This window comes from Pseudomonas triclosanedens (assembly GCF_026686735.1).
Lineage (GTDB): Bacteria > Pseudomonadota > Gammaproteobacteria > Pseudomonadales > Pseudomonadaceae > Pseudomonas > Pseudomonas triclosanedens.
In genome coordinates this window covers 5006096-5026424 of the sequence record NZ_CP113432.1, presented here as the reverse complement: position 1 = coordinate 5026424, position 20329 = coordinate 5006096, and the positions used below count along the sequence as shown (strand labels likewise).

Here is a 20329-nt window from a genome sequence, read left to right as displayed (position 1 = left end):
AGCGGCCTATTACCCGCTGTTCTCCTGACTGGCTAATCTCTTGCGCATGCCTGGCCGCGTCGGCCGGGCCATTGCCGGAAGGGCGCTCACGATGGCCGCGAAGAAGATCCTGATGCTGGTCGGCGACTATGCCGAAGACTACGAAACGATGGTGCCGTTCCAGGCGCTGTCGATGGTCGGTCACACCGTCCATGCGGTATGCCCGGACAAGACGGCCGGCCAGACCGTCCGCACCGCCATTCACGATTTCGAGGGTGACCAGACCTACAGCGAGAAGCCCGGCCACAACTTCGCTCTGAATGCGGACTTCGCCGGCGTGCGCGCCGAGGATTACGACGCGCTGCTGATTCCCGGCGGCCGCGCGCCCGAATACTTGCGCCTGAACGCGAAGGTGATCGAACTGGTGAAAGCCTTCAACGCCGCGAAGAAACCCATTGCCGCTGTCTGCCACGGCGCACAGCTCCTGGCCGCCGCCGGCGTGCTCAAGGGCCGTGCCTGCAGCGCATATCCGGCCTGCGGCCCGGAGGTGACGCTGGCGGGCGGCGAGTACGTGGATATCCCGGTGGATGCCGCCCATGTCGAGGGTAATCTGGTCACCGCTCCGGCCTGGCCGGCGCATCCGGCCTGGCTGGCGAAGTTCCTCGACCTGCTGGGTACGAAGATCAGCCTGTAGACTGTCCCTCTTGCGATCCGAAGGAGTCGACCATGTGCGAACTCTATGTGAAGGCCGACCCGATTCTCTATGAGTCGCGCTCCCGCTCGCTGCGTATTCGCGGCGTGGTCACCACTCTGCGCCTGGAGAACCAGTTCTGGGACATCCTGCGGGAGATCGCCGAGGTGGATGGCATGACCACCAATCAGTTGATCACCAAGCTTTACGACGAGGTGATGGACTACCGGGGCGAAGTGGTGAACTTCGCCTCGTTCCTGCGGGTGAGTTGTACGCGCTACCTCGCCCAGCGCCGCGACAATATCGTGGAGTTGAACCGGGTGCCGCGCAGCGCGTGATCGCCACGCTCTCTGTCGGATGCGCGTGAGCGGAACGCGCGCTCATTTGCTGGTGAGTGATCCGGCAAACGAAAAAGCCCGGCGCATGGCCGGGCTTTTTCATGGAGCGTCGGTGAAGGGGTTACTTCACTTCCACTGCCAGGCTTTCGGCGATCTTCTTCTGCCAGATCGCCGGGCCGGTGATGTGCACCGACTCGCCGTTGGTGTCGACCGCAACGGTCACTGGCATGTCCTTCACTTCGAACTCGTAGATCGCTTCCATGCCCAGTTCGGCGAAGGCCAGGACCTTGGACTTCTTGATCGCCTGGGCTACCAGGTAAGCGGCGCCGCCGACGGCCATCAGGTAGACGGCCTTGTTGTCCTTGATCGCTTCGATGGCGATCGGGCCACGTTCGGACTTGCCGATCATGCCCAGCAGGCCAGTGCTTTCGAGGATCTGGCGGGTGAACTTGTCCATGCGGGTCGCGGTGGTCGGGCCTGCCGGGCCGACCACTTCGTCGCCGACCGGATCGACCGGGCCGACGTAGTAGATGAAGCGGCCTTTGAGGTCTACCGGCAGTTCTTCGCCCTTGTTCAGCATGTCGACCATGCGCTTGTGCGCGGCATCGCGGCCGGTGAGCATCTTGCCGTTGAGCAGCAGGGTCTCGCCCGGCTTCCAGCTCTGCACTTCTTCGGGGGTGATCTTGTCCAGGTCGACGCGGCGAGCGGACGGACCGGCTTCCCAGACGATTTCCGGGTAGGCATCGAGGGACGGTGCTTCCAGTTCGGCCGGGCCCGAGCCATCGAGGACGAAGTGGGCGTGGCGGGTGGCGGCACAGTTGGGGATCATGCATACCGGCAGCGAAGCCGCATGGGTCGGGTAGTCCATGATCTTCACGTCGAGCACGGTGGTCAGGCCACCCAGGCCCTGGGCGCCGATGCCCAGCTGGTTGACCTTCTCGAACAGCTCAAGGCGCAGTTCTTCGATGCGATTCTGCGGGCCACGGGCCTTCAGTTCGTGGATGTCGATCGGGTCCATCAGGACTTCCTTCGCCATCACCGCGGCCTTTTCGGCGGTTCCGCCGATGCCGATGCCGAGCATGCCCGGCGGGCACCAGCCGGCGCCCATCGTCGGGACGGTCTTCAGGACCCAGTCGACGATGGAGTCGGACGGGTTGAGCATGGCCATCTTCGACTTGTTCTCGGAGCCGCCGCCCTTGGCCGCGACGTCCACTTCCACGGTGTTGCCCGGGACGATGGAGTAGTGGATCACCGCCGGGGTGTTGTCCTTGGTGTTCTTACGTGCGCCTGCCGGGTCGGCCAGGATGGAGGCACGCAGGACGTTCTCCGGCAGGTTGTAGGCGCGACGCACACCTTCGTTGATCATGTCGTCGACGCTCATGGTGGCGCCGGACCAGCTCACGTCCATGCCTACGCGTACGAATACGGTGACGATACCGGTGTCCTGGCAGATTGGGCGATGGCCGGTGGCGCACATGCGCGAGTTGATCAGGATCTGCGCCATCGAGTCCCGGGCTGCCGGCGACTCTTCGCGCAGGTAGGCCTCATGCATGGCCTGGATGAAATCAACCGGGTGGTAATAGGAGATGAACTGCAGGGCATCGGCGACGCTCTGGATCAGGTCGTCTTGCTTGATCACGGCCATGGAGCACGGTCCTCTTCAGGCGGGTAATACAGGCGCTGGGCCTGTTACATCGGGAGTCCGCCGGCACGGTTCCGGCGAAAAAAGGCGCCGTAGTATACCGCTGCGCTCTGTTACCGCGCACCCGTCGGCGATCCGACCTTGGTTCTACGGGGCAGTGATCGCCCACTTTCCGGTCGGCTAGGCACCCGTTCGCTTTGATAGTAGAGTGAGGGCCATGTGCCATTACGGGACGGAGCCCCATGAGCACAATGCTGAAACAGCGCGCCTTACAAAAATTACTCATCAGGCGATTCGGCATGGCCGTGGGCACTTATGCCCTGGCGTTGCTTTTGCTGTGGATGGCGGTCTTCGGCGAGTTCTTCCGTGGCTCCTTCTCCTTCGCTCTGGGCGCCACGATGCTGGTCGCCGGCAGTCAACTGACCTTTTTCTGGCTGTTCCTCACCGGGCGCAACCAGCGCTTCACCGATCCCAGCATGACGGAGCCACAGGTACTGGTGGCGATCGTCTGGCACACGCTGTTCCTCGCCAACGTCGATACCGCGCGGGGCACTTTGATGGTGCTTTATGTGCTGATCCTGCTGTTCGGCGTATTCCAGTTGCAGCCCAGGGTGTTCGCCCGCTGCGCGGCGCTGGCGTTCATTGCCTTCGCCGGTCTCAACCTGTGGGAAACCTTCCAGCAGCGCCTGCAGTTGCCAGGCCAGGCCATCCTGCAACTGCTGGTGCTGTTCATCGTGCTCGCCTGGCTGAGCCTGTTCGCCGGTTATGTCCAGGCGTTGCGCCAGCGCATGCGGCAACGCCGCTATGCGTTGCAGGCCCACCAGGACACCCTGCGCGGCATGATGCGCCAACTGGAAGACCTGGTGGCCACCGACGAATTGACCGGGCTGTTCAACCGTCGTCACTTTCTGCGCCTGGCGGGACGGGCACTGGACGAGATGCACGAAAGCCAGCGCCACGGCCTGGCCCTGATCGACCTGGATCACTTCAAGCGCATCAACGATGTTCACGGCCACGCCGCCGGTGATCGCGTGTTGCAGACCTTCGCGGCGGTGGCGCGGGCGTGCCTGCGCGAAGGCGATGTGCTGGCACGCTATGGCGGCGAGGAGTTCGTCCTGCTGCTGCCCAATGCCGACGCTGATCGCTTGACCACCTGCTGCGAACGTCTGCGCATGGCCTACGCCGCCGCGGAGCCGGTGGGAGTGAACATCGAAGTGCTGAGTCTGTCGGCGGGGATGACCCTGCTCGATCCCAGTGACGATCTCGACGAGGCCTTGCAACGGGCCGATCAGGCGCTCTACCGTGCGAAACGCAGCGGACGTAACCGCTGCGATGCCGCATGGGAGTGGACGCGTGCCTGAACTTCAGGCCGGAGCGCAACGCTGGTCGGTGCAACCCGGTGTCAATCTGCTGGATGCCTTGCGAGAAGCGGGCATTGCCGTGCCCTACAGTTGCCGGGCGGGGAGCTGTCATGCCTGCCTGGTGCGCTGTACTCGTGGCGAGGTGCTCGATGCGCGTCCCGAAGCGCTGGACACCGCTCGCCGGGATGAGGGCTGGCGGTTGTCGTGCCAGTGCCGGGTTATCGAGGATCTCGCGGTAGAAGTCTTTGATCCGCAACGCGACGGCTTGCCCGCCAGCGTCGTCGAAGCTGACTGGCCGGCTCCCGATGTACTGCGGCTTCGCCTTGCCGCACAGCGCCCGCTGCGCTATCGCGCGGGCCAGCACCTGATCCTCTGGAGTGCCGACGGCGTTGCGCGTCCGTATTCGCTGGCCAGCGTGCCGGGTATCGATCCCTGGCTGGAGTTCCACATCGATTGCCGCCTCCCCGGTGCCTTCAGCGACTTTGCACGCCACCTGCGGGCTGGCGACGCGGTGCGCCTGGGCGAGCTGCGCGGCGGCGCGCTGCATTACGATCCGGAGTGGCACGAGCGGCCGCTGCTGCTGATGGGCTCCGGAACCGGGCTGGCGCCGCTCTGGGGTGTGCTGCGCGAGGCGTTGCGCTGCAATCACCAAGGCCGGATCCGAGTCATTCACCAGGCCCATGACGCATACGGCCATTACCTCGCCGAACCCTTGCGGGAGCTCGCCGGAGCGCATCCCGAACTGGACGTGACACTGATGACCACGGCCGAGTCGGCCGAGGTTTTGGCGCAACTCCGGCTTGTTTCGCGGCAGACCGTCGCCTTACTCTGCGGCCACCCCGCCAGCGTCGATGCCTTCGCACGCCGCCTTTATCTCTGCGGCATGCCGCGGAACCAGACGCTGGCTGACCAGTTCCTGCCCCACGCCTGACGTGGCGCTCCAATAACAAAGACACAATAAGAAGGATTTGCCATGAGCGAACAGATTCTCGTCGAGCGCGAACAGGGATTGCTGACCCTGCGCCTGAATCGTCCGGACAAGATGAATGCGCTGACCCGCACCATGTACTCGGCGCTGGCCGATGCGCTGGAGGCGGCCCAGGAGGATCGTTCCGTGCGCGTGGTGCTGATTGCCGGCAGCGCCGAGTGCTTCACCAGTGGCAACGACATCGTGGACTTCCTGCAGGAGCCGCCAAGCGGACCGGATAGCCCGGTCTTCCGCTTCATGCGTGCGCTGATGGATTTCACCAAACCGGTGGTAGCGGCGGTAGCCGGCCCCGCCGTGGGGATTGGCACTACCCTGTTGCTGCATTGCGACCAGGTCTTCGTCGCCGCTGGCGCCAGGTTCAAGATGCCTTTCGTCAACCTTGGCCTGTGTCCCGAGTTCGGCTCCAGCTTCCTGGTGCCACGCCTGGTCGGCCCGGTGAAGGCCGCCAGCCTGCTGATGCGCGGGGAAGGTTTCACCGGTGAGCAGGCGGTGGCGTTCGGGATTGCCAACGAGGCCCTGGCCGACGGTGCCGCTGCCATCGAGCGTGCGCGCGAGGTCTGCCTGGCATTGCAGCAGTTACCGCCGGCGGCGGTGGCGCTGAGCAAGCGGCTGCTCAAGGCGCCGTATATCGACGAGTTGCGCCGGGTTGTGAGCGAGGAAGGGCAACTCTTCGTCGAGCGCCTGCATTCGCCGGAAGCCCACGAGGCGCTGAGTGCCTTCACCCAGCGTCGCCAGCCGGACTTCTCGAAGTTCCTGTAACGCGCTTACGTATGGGTACGTGCCCTGGTACTTCCGCAGGATGGGGTGGGCGCCATCGCGTGTCGCGTAACCCCCGTCGAGGGGTAGCGCAAGTTCCACCCATCCTGCAGTCGGCTTCAGGAGCAGACTCTATCCGCGATAGGCCAGCCTTGTGCCGGAGAACATCGCGGGCAGCGCCCGCTCCGCGTAACGATTGCCCACACAAACTGTGGAGTGCGCTGTGGATAAGCTCTGGGGCAACCCGGCAAAGCCGCGCCAGCCGTGGCTTACGGCTAATTGAGCGGTATTTGAGCGGCTGCCCTGAGGTTGCCCACATAAGATGTGGAAGGTGTTGTGGATAAGCTTGGGGTCAAGGCGCCGAGCCCTTGTGGCGCGTGGCGTTGCGCGTATTGGTTGCCCTTTGAGCAACCCCATGAAAAAGGCCGCCCGAGGGCGGCCTTTTTGCTTGTACGGCAGGATCAGACCAGCAGGTCGCCCACGTGCAGCACTTTCATGGTGTTGGTGCCGCCCTGGGTGGTATAGCTGTCGCCCTTGGTCAGGATCACCCAGTCACCCTTGGTCACCACGCCACGCTGCAGCAGCGCATCGACGGCTTCCTGGCTGACCTTTTCCGGCGGCAGCGCGGCGGCGTCGAACGGAATGGTCTCAACGCCACGGAACAGGGCCACGCGGGCCTGGGTTGCGCGGTGCGGGGAGTAGGCGAAGATCGGCACCGAAGAGCGGATGCGCGACATGATCAGCGGGGTGAAGCCACTTTCGGTCAGGCAGATGATCGCCTTGATGCCCGGGAAGTGGTTGGCGGTATACATCGCCGCCAGGGCGATGCTCTCGTCACAGCGCTCGAAGGTATGGCCGAGGCGGTGGCTGGATTTCTTGGTGGTCGGGTGTTTCTCGGCGCCAGCGCAGATGCGTGCCATTGCCTTGACCGCCTCGACCGGGTATTCGCCGGCGGCGCTCTCGGCCGACAGCATCACGGCGTCGGTATAGTCTAGCACGGCGTTGGCCACGTCGGAGACTTCCGCGCGGGTCGGCATCGGGTTGTGGATCATCGACTCCATCATCTGGGTCGCGGTGATCACTGCCTTGTTGTAGCGGCGCGCGTGCAGAATGATCTTCTTCTGGATGCCCACCAGTTCGGCATCGCCGATTTCCACACCGAGGTCGCCACGGGCCACCATTACGGCGTCGCTGGCGCGAATCAGGCCGTCCAGGGCTTCGTCGTCGGCCACGGCTTCGGCGCGTTCGATCTTGGCCACCAGCCAGGCGGTGCCGCCGGCTTCGGTCAGCAGGCTGCGGGCGTATTCCATGTCCTTGGCGTCACGCGGGAAGGACACGGCGACATAGTCGAGGTCCATGCTCGCGGCCAGCTTGATGTCGGCCTTGTCCTTGTCGGTCAGGGCCGGGGCGGTCAGGCCGCCGCCGCGACGGTTGATGCCCTTGTGGTCGGACAGCGGGCCGCCGATCAGCACTTCGCAGACCAGTTCGTCGGCCTTGACCTCTTTCACCACCATGACCACGCGGCCATCGTCCAGCAGCAGTTCGTCGCCGATGCCGCAGTCCTTCACCAGGTCCGGGTAGTCGATACCGACGACTTCCTGGGTGCCGGCGTCGCGCGGGTGGCTGATGGAGAAGCGGAAGGTGTCGCCGACCGACAGTTCGATACGCTTGTTGGCGAACTTGGCGATGCGGATCTTCGGCCCTTGCAGGTCGCCGAGCAGGGCGACGAAGCGGCCGTGCTTGGCGGCCAGGTCACGGACCAGCCTGGCGCGGGCGCGGTGTTCATCGGGAGTACCGTGGGAGAAGTTCAGGCGGGCGACGTCGATCCCGGCGACGATCAGTTGCTCCAGGACTTCGGGGGAGTTACTGGCAGGGCCGAGGGTGGCGACGATCTTGGTGCGGCGAAGAGACATGCGGGACTCCTAGGAAAGCGGCGGACAGGCCCCACCGGAGGTGGCAGCCAGGCCGCCATCTTACTCTGTTTCAGGTGACAGGTCTGATCACCAGCAGGTCGCATTCCACTTCTTCGAACACCCGCTCGGCGGTCTGGCCGATCAGCGCGTTGTCGAACTGGCCACGGGCGACCGCGCCCATCAGCAGCAGGTCGATGTCGTTGTCGTGTACGTAACCGGGGATAACTTCCTCGGCGAAGCCCTGGCCCAGGTGAGTACGCGAGCGGTCGATGTCGGGGTACTGCGCGAGCAGCGCGGAGAAGGCTTCGCGGTGGTGCGCTTCGGTGCGCAGCACATAGTTGTCGTAGTCGGCCAGCAGTTCGGCATTGAACGCCAGGGTATGCGGCAGTGCGACGTAGGCATGCAGGTAGTCGGCCTGCATCATCAGGCGCTGTTCCAGTTCGCGGGCTGCGACGATCAGGCGGTGATCCAGCGCGGCCGGCTTGTCGCTGGCGTGCAGTGGGTCGAGCGCCGCGCAAAGGCGCCGCCCCCGCCACTGGCCGTGCTGGACCAGCCACAGAGGCCGCGGGCAGTGGCGGATCAACTGCCAGTCGGTGTTGGTCAGGAACAGGCGTTTGAGCAGGCTGTGGTGGTGGGCGGACTTGAGCACCAGGTCGGGCTGGCTCTGTTCGCAGTGCAGGACGATCTGCCGGTGCGCAGGCTTGCCCCAGCGAACCTGGCATTTCACCTCGATACCCGCAGCGCGCAGCGGCGCGGCGAGGTTTTCCAGCCAGGCCATGCGTTCGTCGAGCAGGTTCTGCCGGCCCTGCTCGAGGTCGCTCTGGGCCAGCAGCAGGGCGTTGTCCAGCGCCGGGTTGAACTCGCAGGCGAGCAGCTCCAGCCGGGCACCGCTGCGTTCGGCGATCCAGCGGGCGCGGGTGAGCGCGGGCTGGTCTTTTCGGCTGGGGTCGATGACGACGAGCAGGTGCTGCAATTTCATGTCGGATTCCTCGCGCGGGCTGCGGCCATTGCAGACCAAGCGTAGACAGTGCCGCTTGATCTGGGTCAGGCACGGGCTGCTTCACCCGCGCGAGGAGGCGTCAGCGCGGGGTGATCTGGTTCAGTGCCTGGTCGAGATGGCGCGCAGCCTTGCCGGCGAGCTCGCCGTCGGGAAACTCGGCCAGTTGCCGGCGCAGGTAGGCAATCGCCTTCTCGCGGTCGGGGTGCGGGTTGTCGGGCGCCATGTACATCAGGCCGAGCTGGTAGAGCGCCTTCTCGCGGATGTCCGGCGGGATTGCCTGGTCGTTGGCGCCCAGCAGATAGAGTTGCGCGGCTTCGTCGACGCGGTCCTTGAGCACCGCACGGCGCGACAGCAGGGTCATGTCCGGGTCCAGGCTGGTCTTGTTCAGATCGAGGTTGTACTGCGGCTTCCAGTCGGCCAGCAGCTCGCGGGCGTTCTTCTGCACCGGTTCCCTGGCGCGCTGGCGGATCATCAGGATTCGCGCGTCTGCGTGGGCAGCAGCCTGGGTGCCGGGGAACTCGCGGTCGATGCGCTCGAAGTACTGCAGGGCTTTCTGGTCGTCGCGCTGGTCGTTGTAACGGCTCATGTAGATCAGGCCGATCTGGTACAGCGCGATGGCGCGGACTTCCGGGTCGTAGCGGGTATTGTCGTAGCCGGTGAGGTAGAGCTTCTCGGCATCCGCGCTCTTGTTGTCACGGATCGCCTGCGCGCTGTAGGTCAGCAGGTCGCCTTCCTCCTCGACCGCGGCGGTCATGCGCTTGTTCTTCAATTGCTTGTATTCGGCGACTTCGCCGGTGGTGACCTGGGCGACGAACAGCGGCGTGGTCGGGGCGCAGGCGGCGAGCAGCGGGAGAATCACGGCGAAGGGCAGGGCGAAAGCTGAGCGCATGACATCTCCTAGGCGCCAGGGCATTGTCCCGTCAGTCTAGGGGCGGGCTACAGTACGGCCAAGACGGGCCGATACACTTCCCAACGGAGGATATGCCCATGCGAACCCTTTCCATCGTGCTGCTGGTGCTGAGTGTTACCGGTTGCACCAGTTGGTCGATGAATTACCACCTGAACAACGCCTATCGCTCGTACAAGAGCGGCGATTGCGAGCGGGTGATGCTCGAACTGTCGGAAACCGAGCGCAAGAGCCGCGCGCGCCCCTGGCTGCAGCCGGAAATATCGATGTTGCGCGGGCAGTGTCTGGAGCGGCAGAAATTTTTCGTCGACGCCGCACAGACCTATCAGTTCATCATCGCCCGCTACCCGACCAGCGAGTATGCTTACCGGGCCAAGGCGCGGCTGGAAACGCTGCGCCTCAACGGCCGTCTGCCCGGCGACACCGCGCGCAGCTATTCTGCGCAGCCCTGACCGCCGGTCGGTGGCGAGCTTGAGCCGCACCGATCGCTGGCTACTCTCATTGAGTGACTTCACGGAGGAGGTTGGAATGCGCGCCCTGTGGCTCTGCGCCTGGTTTTTCCCGCTGCTGGCGACCGCCGAGATCTATCGCTGGACCGACGAACAGGGAAAGGTGCATTTCAGCGAAACCCCACCGCCGGGAGCGCAACGCATCGAGGTGAAGCCGCAGGTCGTCGAGCGTGATGACGCGACCCGCGAGCGTGAGGAGCGCACCCGCCGGTTCTACGATGCACGCCGTGACGAACAGGCCGCCGCCCAGCAGAAAGCTGCCGAGCAACAGGCCACGCAGGATGCCCAGTGTGATCGTCTGCGCCACAATCTGAGCACGCTCAGCCACGGTGGACGGTATTTCACGCAGGGCAGTGACGGTGAACGAACCTATTACAGCGATGCACAGATCGACGCCGCTCGTCGCTCCCTTGAGGCGCGACTGGCGGAAGGTTGTCGTTAGGACTGGCCCTGCGCGGGCGGCATCGTCATACTGGCCGATATTTCATAGCGAAACGCCATTATGCGTCATCAACGACATATCGAGCGCCATCAGCTGCCTTACTACCTGAAGGTGTTCAACAGCATCACCGACAAACCGATGGGCTACCTGGGCAATGTGTCGCTGGACGGGCTGTTGCTGATCAGCCAACTGCCGATGCTGGTGGGCGGCCGCTTCGACATGCGCCTGAAGATTCCCGGCCATGACGGCAAGCTGCAACTGATCGAATTCTCCGCGACGTGCCAATGGTGCCGCGAAGACGTCAACCCGGGCAATTTCGACTCGGGCTTCAGCCTTGTGGCGCCGCCGGCGGAGTACGTCGAGCTGGTCGAAGCGCTGCGCCGTTATTTCAGTTTTCGCCGTCAGGTGGAGTCGGTCTGAGCCGCGGGATGCGCTGAACCGACCTGTACGGTGTCGGGTTCCACGGACAGGAGCTCCGGCGGAGGTGCGATCTACAGCGCCCCGGCTTTCTTCCAGCCCAGGTAGCGGCTGACCAGTTCCGGCCCTAGCTGGTTGGGCCGGGCATCCAGCACGGGCACGCCGTGGGCGATGAGCTTTTCATGCAGCCCGGCGCGGGCGTTCAGGTAATCCACCGTGCCGCAATAGGCCAGCGCTTGCTCGTAACCTTCCACTGGCGCCTGCCGCAGCCGGTCGAGCACCTCTTCGCGCAGGCTGGCTACCAGTACGCGATGTTGCCGGCCCAGGCGTTTCACCGCGGCCACCAGGTCTTCGTCGTCCTCGTCGCGCAGGTTGGTGATGATCACCACCAGTGCCCGCCGCCGCTGGCGTGTGAGCACCGCCTGGACCGCAGCGGAGTAATCCGCTGGCCGCTGGCTGCTATCGAGGTCATAGACGCCATTGAGCAGCGTGCTCAACTGTGCGCTGCCCTTGGCCGGTGGCAGGTGGCGTTGCTGGTTGCCGGCAAAGGTCATCAGGCCCACCGCGTCGCCCTGGCGCAAGGCGACATAGGCCAGGAGCAGGCTGGCATTGAGCGCATGGTCGAAATGCGACAGGTCGCCATCGTGACTGCGCATGCGGCGGCCGCAGTCGAGCAGGAAGAGAATCTGCTGGTCGCGCTCGTCCTGGTACTCGCGAGCGATTGGCGTGCGCTTGCGCGCCGTGGCCTTCCAGTCGATCTGGCGCAAGGTGTCGCCATCGCGGAATTCGCGCAATTGATGGAACTCCAGGCCGAGGCCGCGACGCTGGCCGGCCCGCACGCCTATGCGATTCAGCCAGTGGTCGACGGCCATCAGCTCGGCGCCATAGATACGCGCGAAATCGGGATAGACGCGGGTTTCGTCGCGCTTCTCCAGGTAGCGACGCCCTTTCCAGAGGCGCAGCGGGCTTGCGAGTTCCAGTTCGCAGCGCGGGAAGACGAAGTGTCCGCGCGATAACGGCCGTACGCGATAGCCCAGTTCCGTCTGCTCGCCGGGGCGCAGCTCCACCACCTGTGGCAGGTGTTCGAACTCCATGCCGGCGGGCAGGTGATCGAATACCGTGATCCGTTGCGCCTGCGTGTAGCTATGGTGCAATTGCAGGCGAACTTCACTCCAGCGCCCCAGCGGCAGGTTGCCGCTCAGTTGTCGTTCCAGGCGCGGCGAAGGCAGGCGACGCAGCCACAAGGCATCGATCAGCGCCAGCAGGAGCAGGGCGCACAAGGCTCCCCACCATAGCCGCGCGAGCAGTGCCGGGGCCGGAGAGCCCAGGGCGTCTGCACTGCCCAGCGCGATGGCGATGGCCAGCAGGGTTCCGAGCAGCGCGAGAAGGGCGCGCGATGGCTTCATACGCGCGGCGCCGGTACCTGATCGAGCAGTTGTTGCAGTACCTGGTCGACCGACAGGCCCTCGATATCCAGTTCCGGCGACAGGCGCACGCGATGACGCAGTACTGCCAGGGCGCTGCCCTTGATGTCATCGGGGACTACGAAGTCTCCACCGCGCAGCAGTGCCCGTGCGCGGGCGCAGCGCACCAGGGCGATGGACGCGCGCGGGCCCGCGCCCAGCGCCAGGCCCGGCCAGTTGCGGGTGGTGCGGGCGATGCGCACGGCGTAGTCCAGCACCTGGTCGTCGATGGGCAGGTCCGCCGCGATCCTCTGCAGCGCCAGCACGTCCTTTTCCTTGAGCAGCGCGCGGATCGGCGCGACGTCTAGCATGTCGCTGCGCGCCGAGCGGGTGACCTGCCGCACCAGGGTCTGCTCCTCGGCTTCCTGGGGGTAGTCGATGCGCAGCTTGAGCATGAAGCGATCCAGCTCCGCCTCGGGCAGCGGGTAGGTGCCTTCCTGTTCGATGGGGTTCTGGGTCGCCAGAACCATGAATGGTTGCGGCACGGGCAGGGCGCGGCCTTCCAGCGTGACCTGGCGTTCCTGCATCACTTCCAGCAGTGCCGCCTGGGTCTTGGCCGGGGCGCGGTTGATTTCATCCGCCAGCAGCAGGTTGGTGAACACCGGCCCCTTGCGCAGCTTGAACTGCTCGGTGGCGAGGTCATAGACCGCGTGGCCGGTAACGTCGCTGGGCATCAGGTCGGGGGTGAACTGGATGCGTGCGAAGCCGCCGTCGAAGCAGCGGGCGAGGGCACGCACGAGCAGGGTTTTGCCCAGCCCCGGCACGCCCTCGATGAGGACATGGCCGCCGGCGAGCAGCGCGGTCAATACATCGTCGATCACGCCCTGCTGGCCGATCAGGGCCTTCTGCAGTTCATGGCGCAGCGCCTGGGCCAGTTGACTGGCGCGTTGGCGCTGGGCGGCCGGGTTAGACGACGGGCTGGCTTGATCAGGTGTCTGTTCGCTCATAGGGCATTCCTGAGGCTTTGCAGGTTGGCGACCTGGCGGGTGAATTCGGCGATGGCCATGCGTTGCTGCGAGTAGGGGCGCATGGCCTGGCTGATGGCGGTGACCGGCAGCCGCGTCATGCGGCCGAGCGTTTGCCATTGTTCGGCGACCGGCAGGCGTTCGAAACCGGGCTGGCGCTGCCGTGCGCGGCGCAGGATGTCGCGCTGCAGACCTTGCAACAGGGCGATCTGGCCACGCTGGCGGAGAACGAAGTCGGCGCCGGCGCGCAGATGTTCTTCCAGTTGCCGGCGTCCGGGGACTGGACTGGATTGCAGCGGGCCTTGGCGCAGTCCCTGGCGCCAGAGCGTCAGGGCAATGAGCAGGGCGAGGGCGACCAGGGCGTGGGGGAAGTAGCGGCCAAGCAGGGTGGCGAGGCTTTCACCGTCGGCGCGGTAGACCAGGGTGACGGCGCTGTCCTGGGTCAGGTACCAGAGCAGCCAGGCGTTGTCGTAGTCGCTGAGCTGGTCGTTCTGCCAGATCCAGTTGTCGGTAAGCACGGTGACCAGACCCTTGCCATGCTGCAGTTGCAGCAGGTGGGTGGAGTCGGAGCTGTTGGCCCAGGCGTAGGCGAGGTTCTTCGAGTCGAACAGGTGGTAGTCGGTGTCGAAGTCGATGTAGGCCGGTGCCCGTTCGTTTTCCAGGTAGAGTTTGGTCAGCAGCGGGTAGGGATCGTCTTCCTCGGCATTGCCAGACGATTCTTCCAGAGGCTCTGTCGGCTCCTCGGTGTCGGTGTGGCTGGCTTCGTCCGCGCCAGCGTCCTTGGCCGGAGGGCCGTCTTTTTCCTGGTCCTTGTCGAGGTCTTCGGTGAGGAATTGCTGGACGCCCAGGCGGTCGAGCAGCAGGTCGCCGCTCTTGCCCTGGTCCTCGTCCCACAGCCGCTCGGCGGTCACTATCAGGCGTCCGCCGCGGGACGCCCAATCGAGCAGCCGGCTGCTCTGGGCCGGTGTGAGGTTTTCGCGGCTGCCCAGCAGGATCAGGGTCTGGCCTTCGCTCGGCAACCGATCCAGCCCTTCCAGGCCCTTGGCGGTGCTGACCTTCAGGCCGCGCCCGCGCAGGTAGGTTTCCGCGGCCAGGTAGGCGTTGGCGCGAACTTCCGGGGACGGGCCGAGTTCGACGGTCTCCGGGTACGGTTTGAGATGGGTATAGAGGTAGTAGCCCACTGCGCCCAGCATGAGCAGGACGGCGGCGGTGATCAGCGCAACGTAGGGACGCTTCATGCGCGTACCTCGTTGCCGAACAGGTTGCGCCACTCACCGCACAGGCGTTGCTTCAGACCTTCCTGCGGCGGTCGATGGCCGTAGGCGAGTGCCTGCCATTGCAGGGTCAGCGCATGGGCAAAGCGGGCCAGCGGCGGGTTGTCGAGGTCGTCGACTTGCGCCAGCACTTCACCCTCGGTGGTGGAGTCGCGCAACGGCATGCGGAAGTCATGCAGCAGCCGGCTCAGCAGGGCGCGGTAAAGCAGCCCCAGCGCGGCGCGCGGCTGTTCGTCCCACAGGCGCTCGGCCTCGCTGGCGACGTCGTCGGGCAGGCTTTGCGGTGCGAGTTCGAGGCCGAACAGGACGCTTGGCACTTCTCGTCGCGGACTTTGCGGCAGGCCAATGCGGCCGGCGAACAGCACTAGCCACTGACGGTATCGCCACACCAGCAGCACGATGACACTGAGCAGCGTGCCCCATAGCAGCACTTCGATGATCTGGGCGAGGGACTTGAAAACCTGCCAGTGTTCCAGCGCATCGAAGAATTCCTTCAGGCTCTGGTCCTGGCTGGAGTTCTGGGGCTTGCTCTTGGCTTCCTTGGGATCGGTCAGCCGCCAGCGGGTGACTGTGTTGCTATTGCGGAAGGGCGGTGCGCCGAGAATCGCGTCCACTTCGTGACGAGACTGGTCGCTGGTCAAGGCCTGGTTCAGCAGACGCGGGGCTTGGGGCCCATCGGGGTTCTGGTCGGGCAGTGGGCAGCTCTGACTAGCGGTGGCTGCCCATGCGGAGGTGCCTGGCAGCGGCGCGAGGCAGGCGGCAATAACCAGCAGCAGGGCATACGCACTGCCGATCAGGCGTTGGCGCAGGCGGCGGAAGACCAGTTCGACATCCCAGGCTTCCAGCTCGGTGCGACGATTCAGGTAAAGGGTGAAGCCGCAGGCGACATAGACGGGCTCCCAGACGATCAGCAACAGGGCGTAGAGCAGGTTGCTCAGATGCTCCACCCACACCCATTCGGTCTGGGCGATGCTGACCAGCGACTGCCATTTCCAGTCCGAGACCCACTGCTGTGGCAGCAGCAGATATAGCAGCGCCGAGAGTCCGAGCCACAGTGCCAGTTCGAACAGCAGGCCGACTACGGTGAGCCAGCCGGCGCCGCCTGCATTGCGCTGGCCGAGCACGACAAGGCGCTGGCTGCGCGCCTGGCCCTTCAGTTCTTCGAGCTGCAGCACCGGCAGATCGAAGCTGCGCGTGGGGCTGAAGCGGCGCCATAGCAGGCTGGGCAGCAACTGGTTGCGGAGCAGGCCGGGGAAGGCGCGCAGGGCCTGTTTCAGTGTCGGTGCATCGTTGAACAGCGCGCGCGACAGGATGTACAGCGGCAGGCGTTCGAACGCCGGTTTGAGCCACCAGAACAGCAGGATCGCCCAGCTCGAATGGTTCCACAGCAGTGCGCTGAGCAGGACGAACACCGGCAGGCTGACCAGTGCCCAGCTAGCCATCAATATTCCGGCGTGGCGGCGTGACAGGAGGATGCCGAGGTCCAGCGCTTCCCACGGGCTGCGCGGGCGGATGGCGACGCTGGCGTCAGTCAGGCGCATGGCTGGCCCGTCCGACAAGGATGAAATAGCCGCCGACCAGCAGCCAGAGGACTGCACCGACGATGTACTTCACGGTGGCTGATACTTGAGTGGTCGACGACCAGTAGCCTTCGACGAAGGCGGCGATCAGCAGTAGCAGGATCACTCCCCCCACCAGTTGTACGGCCCGTGAGGCTGCGTAGCGCAAGGCGTCGATGCGGCTGAGGCGACCGGGCGCCAGCAATGCCCAACCGAGTTTCAGCCCGGCGGCTCCGGCGAAGGTGATGGCGGTCAGTTCGAAGGCGCCGTGGCCGATCACGAAAGACCAGAAGGTTTCGATGTAGCCAACCTGCGTCAGGTGTCCCGCTACCGAGCCGATCATCAGGCCGTTGAAAAACAGGAAGAACAGGCTGCCCAGGCAGAACAGCAGCCCGCTGGCGAAGGTCTGAAACGCGATGCCGATGTTGTTCATGATGTAGAACGCGAACATCTGCCAGTCATCGCCGGTGTCCCGTTCGCTCATCGGGCCCAGGCGCCGTGCTTCCGGGGAGTACATGGACTCCATCTCGGCGACGCGTTCGGGTGCCATGACGCTGTAGACCAGGTCGGGGAAGTGGTAGGTCAGCAGGCCCATGAGCAGCGCGCTGCCGTAGAACAGCAGGCTGGCGACCAGGATGAAGCGCCACTCTTCGCGCACCAAGCGCGGAAATCCTGCGGTGATGAAGCCGAGGATACGAGTGCCGAGATGGCTGCGATGACGATAGAACTGCTGGTGTCCGCGCATGGCCAGTTGCTGCAGATGGTCGATCAGGTGGCTGCTATAGCCGCGCTCCTGGGCCAGTGCAAGTTGCTGGCAGATACGCCGATAGTCTGCGGCGAACTCATCGGGGCGGTCGGACGCTTCCTGGCGCTTGCCGCTTTCCAGTTGTTCCAGGCGCTTGCCGAAACGCTTCCAGGAGCCCTGGTAGCGCTGCTCGAATACGGCCTGCTTCATGCGAGCCCCCGGCCATTGCCCAACAGGCCGCTTGCAATGGCATTGAGGCGTGCTTCGGCATGGTCGTGCTCAACGCCCAGCGGCTCGGCGAGGATGCCAGCCAACTCTTCGCGGCGCGCTGCGGACAGATTGCCGGCACGTTCGGCGAAGCTCATTACCGCGCGCTGTTCTTCCAGGCTCAACGGCCACGGCGCCAGTTCCGGGGCTGTTTCCGGCAGTTGTGGACGGCTGGGCGGCGGGTCGCGGTAGATGACCAGCGTTCCGGCGGCGAGATCACCCAGGCGTTTGAAGGCGGGGTTGGAAAGACAACTGAGCAGCCCCAGGGTGTAGCCGAAGGGCAGGATGTCAGCGAAGCGCAGCAGATTGCGCAGCAGGGAGGCGGACCAGCCGATGGGGGTGCCGTCATCGTGCACCACGCGCAGCCCCATCATCTGCTTGCCGGGTGAGCGGCCCTGGTTGAGGACTTCGAAGAGCACCATGTACCACCAGGTGGTGATGAAGGTGAGCAGCAGGCCCAGTCCCGTACCGATCTGGCCGAGGAACGCCAGCAGCATGAACAGCGCGAACATCGCCAGGAGGCGGATGCCCAGATCGATCAGGTAGGCGAGCGCTCGCGGAATGACGCCGGCTGGACGCAGCAACAGGTCGATCCCCTCCGGGGTCTCCACGTGGTAGCGGGTATCCAGTGCCTGGCTGGACGAACGTTCGTCCGGTCGTGGAGATGCGGCTGCGGTCAAGGGGAGTCGCTGTCGATGGCTGAAAGCCAGATGCTAGCCAGCACGGTGCGGGGAGGCAACCGCGCTGGCCGAGAATTGAATATCCCGCATCAATTGGGCAGTGGCAGCACGCCGAAGATGGTGCGGTAGAGCACGCCGATCGCGATGATTGCCAGCGGCAGCGTCCAGACCAGCCCGATGCCCAGCGGAATGGCGCTGACCAGCACGATTACGCCGAGCGCCAGGAACATGCCGAAGACCTTGAACCAGTGCTGGGTGATGGCCTTGCGCGAAGTCTCCAGCGCTTGCCACGGGCTGAGCTTGCGTTCCACCACGAGAGGGATGGCCAGGATATAGGCCACGCTCAGGTAGATGCCGGGCAGCACGAGGATCAGCAGACCGAGGTAGATCAGCAGCGTCATCACCAGACCGGTGATAAACAGCGGAACGAACAGGCCGAAGTGGCCGAACATTTCGTTGAAGGAGAGCGGCTGGTCCGCGGCGCGGCGGATGCCGAGCATGTTGATGCCGGCGAGGAACGGGTAGCCCACCGCCGCGGCGAATACGCCCGCCACCATTTGCAGCACTGCCATGCCCATGCCGGCTTCGGTGCCGCTGGCGACGTAGCTCAGGCCCAGAGCCATGCCCAGGACGAAGCTGATGACCTGCACTATCACCATGTAGACGATGAAGCCGGATACGATCATGCCCTTGGTGCCTTTGGTCAGGCGCCAGGCTTCGCCCAGCAGGTCGCCGATGCGGAAGTCGTAGCCGCGGTTCAGGGCCTCGGCGATGGAGGGAACCGAGCCGGGCGCTGCGCTCGGTCCGAGATTGCTCTGCGGCGGGCTATAGGGATTCTGCGACGTGATGTCTTGCATGGGGGAAGTCCTTTCCAGTGGGTTTTCCTTGCGATCGCCATCATAAAGGCTGGGGCTGGCGTGGAGCCAGGGACGCGTTTTGGAACTGTGCCGGGCCGCACTGTTAGACTGCGGCGCACCGCCCGCAGGCAAGGACACGCGCCATGACCGCCAGCATCTTCTGGTACGACTACGAAACCACCGGCATCGACCCGCGCCGCGACCGCCCGCTGCAGGTGGCCGGCATCCGCACGGACGAGAGCCTCAACGAGATCGGCGAGTCGCTGAACCTCTATTGCCGGCCCAGCGATGACATCCTTCCGCATCCCGCCGCCTGCCTGGTGACCGGCATTACGCCGGAGCGCCTGGAAAGCCAGGGACTGGGCGAAGCCGAGTTCATGACTCGCCTGCATGCGGAGCTGGCGCAACCGGGAACCTGCGTCGCGGGCTACAACACCCTGCGTTTCGACGACGAAGTCACGCGCTACAGCCTGTATCGCAACTTCTTCGATCCCTACGCGCGCGAGTGGCAGGGCGGCAACAGCCGCTGGGATCTGATCGACATGGTGCGCACTGCCTATGCGCTGCGGCCGGAGGGTATCGTCTGGCCACAGCAGGACGGTAACGTGACGCTGAAGCTGGAGCGCCTGACCGAAGCGAACGGTATCGATCACGGGCAGGCTCACGATGCCCTTTCCGACGTGCGTGCGACCATCGCCCTGGCGCGGTTGATCCGCGAACGCCAGCCGAAGCTGTATGACTATCTTTATCGCCTGCGCAGCAAGCAGGGCGTGCTCGATCAGATTCGCCTGCACGAACCGCTGGTACATATCTCCGGGCGCTTCTCCGGGGCGCGGCACTATCTGTCGGTCGTCCTGCCGCTGGGCTGGCATCCGCGCAACCGTAATGCGCTGATCGTCTGCGACCTGGCTGCCGATCCCGCGCCACTGCTGGCGCTCGATGCAGATACCTTGCGTCAGCGCCTCTATACCCGCCGGGATGCCTTGGCCGAAGGGCAGTTGCCGGTGCCGCTGAAGCTTCTGCACATCAATCGCTGCCCGGTGGTTGCACCGCTGAACGTGCTGCGCCCGCAAGACCGCGAACGCATCGGCATCGATCTGGACGGCTGCCTGGCGACAGCGCAGCGGCTGCTCCAGGCCAAGTCTCTCTGGCAGGACAAACTTGCACCGATCTATACCGAGGAAAGTTTCTCCGCATCGGAAGATCCGGAGCAGCAGTTGTATGACGGATTTATCGGTGACCGTGATCGGCGATTGTGTGAACAGGTGCGCCAGGCGGACCCGGAGCGGCTGGCGAAAGAGCAATGGCCGTTCGACGATCCGCGACTGCCGGAACTTCTGTTCCGATACAGGGCGCGTAATTTCCCGGAAACTTTGTCTACCACGGAACAGCAACAATGGCGTGATTTCTGTCGTCAGCGCCTGAATGCCGCGGAGTGGGGCGCTCCCAATACTCTGGAGAACTTCGACAGCGCAATGGGCGAGCACATTGCCAATGCCAGTGCGGATGATCGTGCGGTGCTCGAAGCCTGGGCCAAATATGCACTCGCATTGCGCGAGCGCTACGGCCTCTAGCA

General features: G+C 64.8%; 20 protein-coding genes. 9 read left to right on the top strand and 11 right to left on the bottom strand.

The window, feature by feature from the left end:
- Nucleotides 1-91 precede the first annotated feature (91 nt).
- Together OU419_RS23295 and OU419_RS23290 are read left to right on the top strand one after the other, a co-directional pair.
- Entirely contained in the window at nt 92-673 is a 582-nt protein-coding gene (locus tag OU419_RS23295; protein WP_254470389.1) for a DJ-1/PfpI family protein, read from the top strand.
- A gap of 32 nt (nt 674-705) precedes the next feature.
- On the top strand, nt 706-1008 hold the full coding sequence (locus tag OU419_RS23290; RefSeq protein ID WP_254470390.1) for a ribbon-helix-helix domain-containing protein: 303 nt from the start codon (nt 706-708) through the stop codon (nt 1006-1008).
- A 121-nt stretch (nt 1009-1129) separates the two neighbouring features.
- Here the strand turns inward: OU419_RS23290 and OU419_RS23285 are convergent, their stop codons facing one another.
- The gene (locus OU419_RS23285; RefSeq protein WP_254470391.1) at nt 1130-2653 is read right to left on the bottom strand and encodes a fumarate hydratase; all 1524 of its coding nucleotides are present in this window, start codon (nt 2651-2653) and stop codon (nt 1130-1132) included.
- 239 nt (nt 2654-2892) lie between these two features.
- On the opposite strand from OU419_RS23285, the gene OU419_RS23280 reads away from it, so the two are divergent.
- Genes OU419_RS23280 through OU419_RS23270 form a run of 3 tightly spaced genes read left to right on the top strand, consistent with a single transcriptional unit; the run spans nt 2893 to nt 5758 of the window.
- Nucleotides 2893-4011 (top strand): GGDEF domain-containing protein, encoded by a 1119-nt coding sequence (locus OU419_RS23280; RefSeq protein ID WP_408004907.1) that lies wholly within the window; start codon nt 2893-2895, stop codon nt 4009-4011.
- Nucleotides 4004-4942, top strand: a complete 939-nt coding sequence (locus OU419_RS23275; RefSeq protein WP_254470393.1) for an iron-sulfur-binding ferredoxin reductase — start codon at nt 4004-4006, stop codon at nt 4940-4942. The genes OU419_RS23280 and OU419_RS23275 overlap by 8 nt, the downstream gene beginning before the upstream one ends.
- Nucleotides 4943-4984: 42 nt before the next feature.
- A complete protein-coding gene (locus OU419_RS23270; RefSeq protein WP_254470394.1) occupies nt 4985-5758 on the top strand; it encodes an enoyl-CoA hydratase-related protein in 774 nt (257 codons plus the stop codon).
- Nucleotides 5759-6216: 458 nt separating this feature from the next.
- Here the strand turns inward: OU419_RS23270 and pyk are convergent, their stop codons facing one another.
- The 3 genes from pyk to OU419_RS23255 form a co-directional block, all read right to left on the bottom strand.
- Nucleotides 6217-7668, bottom strand: coding sequence for a pyruvate kinase (pyk, locus tag OU419_RS23265; RefSeq protein WP_254470395.1), 1452 nt, complete (start codon nt 7666-7668; stop codon nt 6217-6219).
- 70 nt (nt 7669-7738) lie between these two features.
- Entirely contained in the window at nt 7739-8647 is a 909-nt protein-coding gene (locus OU419_RS23260; RefSeq protein ID WP_254470396.1) for a universal stress protein, read from the bottom strand.
- Between the two features lie 100 nt (nt 8648-8747).
- Nucleotides 8748-9557, bottom strand: a complete 810-nt coding sequence (locus tag OU419_RS23255) for an outer membrane protein assembly factor BamD (RefSeq protein WP_254470397.1) — start codon at nt 9555-9557, stop codon at nt 8748-8750.
- A 98-nt stretch (nt 9558-9655) separates the two neighbouring features.
- Between OU419_RS23255 and OU419_RS23250 the strand changes: the two genes are divergently transcribed.
- The 3 genes from OU419_RS23250 (at nt 9656) to OU419_RS23240 (ending at nt 10946) form a co-directional block, all read left to right on the top strand.
- Entirely contained in the window at nt 9656-10027 is a 372-nt protein-coding gene (locus OU419_RS23250) for a tol-pal system YbgF family protein (RefSeq protein WP_254470398.1), read from the top strand.
- Nucleotides 10028-10103: 76 nt separating this feature from the next.
- Entirely contained in the window at nt 10104-10526 is a 423-nt protein-coding gene (locus tag OU419_RS23245; protein WP_254470399.1) for a DUF4124 domain-containing protein, read from the top strand.
- A gap of 60 nt (nt 10527-10586) precedes the next feature.
- A complete protein-coding gene (locus OU419_RS23240; protein ID WP_254470400.1) occupies nt 10587-10946 on the top strand; it encodes a PilZ domain-containing protein in 360 nt (119 codons plus the stop codon).
- A 71-nt stretch (nt 10947-11017) separates the two neighbouring features.
- Here OU419_RS23240 and OU419_RS23235 read toward each other — a convergent pair whose 3' ends face one another.
- The 7 genes from OU419_RS23235 to OU419_RS23205 form a co-directional block, all read right to left on the bottom strand.
- Nucleotides 11018-12349, bottom strand: a complete 1332-nt coding sequence (locus tag OU419_RS23235; RefSeq protein WP_254470401.1) for a DUF58 domain-containing protein — start codon at nt 12347-12349, stop codon at nt 11018-11020.
- On the bottom strand, nt 12346-13353 hold the full coding sequence (locus tag OU419_RS23230) for an AAA family ATPase (RefSeq protein WP_254470402.1): 1008 nt from the start codon (nt 13351-13353) through the stop codon (nt 12346-12348). Before OU419_RS23230 ends, OU419_RS23235 begins: the two co-directional genes overlap by 4 nt.
- Nucleotides 13350-14609 (bottom strand): DUF4350 domain-containing protein, encoded by a 1260-nt coding sequence (locus OU419_RS23225; protein ID WP_254470403.1) that lies wholly within the window; start codon nt 14607-14609, stop codon nt 13350-13352. Before OU419_RS23225 ends, OU419_RS23230 begins: the two co-directional genes overlap by 4 nt.
- A complete protein-coding gene (locus tag OU419_RS23220) occupies nt 14606-16186 on the bottom strand; it encodes a DUF4129 domain-containing protein (protein ID WP_254470404.1) in 1581 nt (526 codons plus the stop codon). Before OU419_RS23220 ends, OU419_RS23225 begins: the two co-directional genes overlap by 4 nt.
- Nucleotides 16173-17159, bottom strand: coding sequence for a stage II sporulation protein M (locus tag OU419_RS23215; protein WP_254470405.1), 987 nt, complete (start codon nt 17157-17159; stop codon nt 16173-16175). The genes OU419_RS23220 and OU419_RS23215 overlap by 14 nt, the downstream gene beginning before the upstream one ends.
- Nucleotides 17156-17845: an RDD family protein gene (locus tag OU419_RS23210; RefSeq protein WP_408004969.1), complete on the bottom strand. Its 690-nt coding sequence runs from the start codon at nt 17843-17845 to the stop codon at nt 17156-17158. Before OU419_RS23210 ends, OU419_RS23215 begins: the two co-directional genes overlap by 4 nt.
- Nucleotides 17846-17985: 140 nt before the next feature.
- Nucleotides 17986-18753, bottom strand: coding sequence for a DUF975 family protein (locus OU419_RS23205; RefSeq protein WP_254470407.1), 768 nt, complete (start codon nt 18751-18753; stop codon nt 17986-17988).
- 143 nt (nt 18754-18896) lie between these two features.
- On the opposite strand from OU419_RS23205, the gene sbcB reads away from it, so the two are divergent.
- Nucleotides 18897-20327, top strand: coding sequence for an exodeoxyribonuclease I (gene sbcB, locus OU419_RS23200; RefSeq protein ID WP_254470408.1), 1431 nt, complete (start codon nt 18897-18899; stop codon nt 20325-20327).
- Nucleotides 20328-20329: the final 2 nt, after the last annotated feature.

What these genes read in the sequence shown, in the direction of transcription:
- OU419_RS23260 (WP_254470396.1), bottom strand. Translation starts at nt 8,647, where the DNA reads ATGAAATTGCAGCACCTGCTCGTCGTCATCGACCCCAGCCGAAAAGAC.
- OU419_RS23290 (WP_254470390.1), top strand. Translation starts at nt 706, where the DNA reads ATGTGCGAACTCTATGTGAAGGCCGACCCGATTCTCTATGAGTCGCGC.
- OU419_RS23225 (WP_254470403.1), bottom strand. Translation starts at nt 14,609, where the DNA reads ATGAAGCGTCCCTACGTTGCGCTGATCACCGCCGCCGTCCTGCTCATG.
- OU419_RS23205 (WP_254470407.1), bottom strand. Translation starts at nt 18,753, where the DNA reads ATGCAAGACATCACGTCGCAGAATCCCTATAGCCCGCCGCAGAGCAAT.
- OU419_RS23270 (WP_254470394.1), top strand. Translation starts at nt 4,985, where the DNA reads ATGAGCGAACAGATTCTCGTCGAGCGCGAACAGGGATTGCTGACCCTG.
- OU419_RS23230 (WP_254470402.1), bottom strand. Translation starts at nt 13,353, where the DNA reads ATGAGCGAACAGACACCTGATCAAGCCAGCCCGTCGTCTAACCCGGCC.
- OU419_RS23240 (WP_254470400.1), top strand. Translation starts at nt 10,587, where the DNA reads ATGCGTCATCAACGACATATCGAGCGCCATCAGCTGCCTTACTACCTG.
- OU419_RS23255 (WP_254470397.1), bottom strand. Translation starts at nt 9,557, where the DNA reads ATGCGCTCAGCTTTCGCCCTGCCCTTCGCCGTGATTCTCCCGCTGCTC.
- OU419_RS23280 (WP_408004907.1), top strand. Translation starts at nt 2,893, where the DNA reads ATGAGCACAATGCTGAAACAGCGCGCCTTACAAAAATTACTCATCAGG.
- OU419_RS23220 (WP_254470404.1), bottom strand. Translation starts at nt 16,186, where the DNA reads ATGCGCCTGACTGACGCCAGCGTCGCCATCCGCCCGCGCAGCCCGTGG.
- OU419_RS23285 (WP_254470391.1), bottom strand. Translation starts at nt 2,653, where the DNA reads ATGGCCGTGATCAAGCAAGACGACCTGATCCAGAGCGTCGCCGATGCC.
- OU419_RS23235 (WP_254470401.1), bottom strand. Translation starts at nt 12,349, where the DNA reads ATGAAGCCATCGCGCGCCCTTCTCGCGCTGCTCGGAACCCTGCTGGCC.
- sbcB (WP_254470408.1), top strand. Translation starts at nt 18,897, where the DNA reads ATGACCGCCAGCATCTTCTGGTACGACTACGAAACCACCGGCATCGAC.
- OU419_RS23245 (WP_254470399.1), top strand. Translation starts at nt 10,104, where the DNA reads ATGCGCGCCCTGTGGCTCTGCGCCTGGTTTTTCCCGCTGCTGGCGACC.
- OU419_RS23215 (WP_254470405.1), bottom strand. Translation starts at nt 17,159, where the DNA reads ATGAAGCAGGCCGTATTCGAGCAGCGCTACCAGGGCTCCTGGAAGCGT.
- pyk (WP_254470395.1), bottom strand. Translation starts at nt 7,668, where the DNA reads ATGTCTCTTCGCCGCACCAAGATCGTCGCCACCCTCGGCCCTGCCAGT.
- OU419_RS23295 (WP_254470389.1), top strand. Translation starts at nt 92, where the DNA reads ATGGCCGCGAAGAAGATCCTGATGCTGGTCGGCGACTATGCCGAAGAC.
- OU419_RS23250 (WP_254470398.1), top strand. Translation starts at nt 9,656, where the DNA reads ATGCGAACCCTTTCCATCGTGCTGCTGGTGCTGAGTGTTACCGGTTGC.